This window comes from Sphaerisporangium sp. NPDC004334 (assembly GCF_053602655.1).
Window position 1 is genome coordinate 1 of record NZ_JBSGDZ010000088.1, and the last position, 1,436, is coordinate 1,436.

At 71.6% G+C, this 1,436-nt stretch carries 1 protein-coding gene and 1 pseudogene; both read right to left on the reverse strand.

Annotated features, from left to right (window positions below; all coding sequences use genetic code 11):
• A pseudogene (locus ACWEN6_RS40880) lies at positions 1-104 on the reverse strand (sugar phosphate isomerase/epimerase); the annotation flags it as partial.
• Positions 101-1,273 carry a Gfo/Idh/MocA family protein gene (locus ACWEN6_RS40885; RefSeq protein ID WP_452577600.1) on the reverse strand — a complete coding sequence of 391 codons (1,173 nt, stop codon included), beginning with the start codon at positions 1,271-1,273 and terminating at the stop codon, positions 101-103. The gene ACWEN6_RS40885 and the pseudogene ACWEN6_RS40880, both read right to left, overlap by 4 nt.
• Positions 1,274-1,436 lie beyond the last annotated feature (163 nt).

Here is a 1,436-nt window from a genome sequence, read left to right on the forward strand (position 1 = left end):
GCGATCTCCAGGCCGTCATACCCCCACTCCCCGGCCAGACGGCACACCTCCTCGAACGGCAGATCGGCCCACTGGCCGGTGAACAACGTGATCGGCCTGGTCATGATCCCTCCACGGTCGTGAAGCGGCTGTCGTCAGCCGCGCTCCGCTCGACGGCGGCCAGCACCCTCTGTACCCGCAGACCGTCGTCGAATGACGGCTCGGGGGTGGCGCCGGTCGCGATCGCCTCGATGAAGTCCTTCACCTGGTGGGTGAAGGTGTGCTCGTAGCCGAGCCCGTGCCCCGGCGGCCACCAGGCGCCCGCGTACGGATGCCCGGACTCGGTGACCAGCACCCGCCGGAACCCCGCCTCCTCCGCCGCCAGCGTGTGATCGTGGAACCACAGCTCGTTCATCGACTCGAAGTCGAAGGCGAGGCTCCCGAGCTCCCCGTTCACCTCGATGCGCATCGCGTTCTTGCGCCCACTGGCGAAACGGGTCGCCTCGAAGGAGGCCAGCCCGCCACCGCTGAGCCGGGCGGTGAACAGCGCGGCGTCGTCGACGGTGACCTCACCCCTGCCCGCGCCGCCCGCGGCGGAGAGTCCGGCCGACTCCTCGGCCAGGGGGCGCTCCTTGACGAAGGTCTCGGTCAGCGCCGACACCCCGGTCAGCCGCTCGCCGGTGACGAACTCGGCGGTGTCCACGATGTGCGCGCCGATGTCGCCCAGCGCGCCCGACCCCGCCTTGTCCTTGCGCAGCCGCCACACCAGCGGGAACTCCGGGTCGACGATCCAGTCCTGCAGGTACTGCGCCCGTACGTGGCGGACGGCGCCGATGCGGCCCTCGGCGACCCACTGGCGGGCCAGCGCGACGGCGGGCACGCGACGGTAGTTGAAGGCCACCATCGCGCGCACCCCCCGCCCGGCCGCGGCGCGGGCGGCGTCGGCCATGGCCTCGGCCTCGGCGACGGTGTTGGCCAGTGGCTTCTCGCAGATGACGTGCTTGCCGGCCTCCAGCGCCGCGATGGCGATCTCGGCGTGGCTGTCGCCGGGCGTGCAGATGTCGACGATCCGCACGTCATCGCGGGCGATGAGGCGCTTCCAGTCGGTCTCCGCGTGGGCCCAGCCCAGCTTCGCCGCGGCCTGCGCGGTCGCCTCGGCGGACCTGCCGGCCAGCGCGACCATCGCGGGTTCGAGCGGCAGGTCGAAGAACGCGTCCACGCTGCGCCAGGCCTGCGAGTGGGTGCGGCCCATGAACGCGTAGCCGATCATGCCGACCCCGGCGACAGGCCTCATGACTCGAATCCGAGCGGCAGATACGTCTGCGCGTTGTCCTTGGTGACGGTCTCCGACGTCAGCGTGACCGACTGCGGCACCTGCTGCTCGACCAGGTCGCTCAGACCCTTGCCCTGGGCGATGAGCCGCGCCAGCTTGATCGCCGAAGCCGCCATCGTCGGGC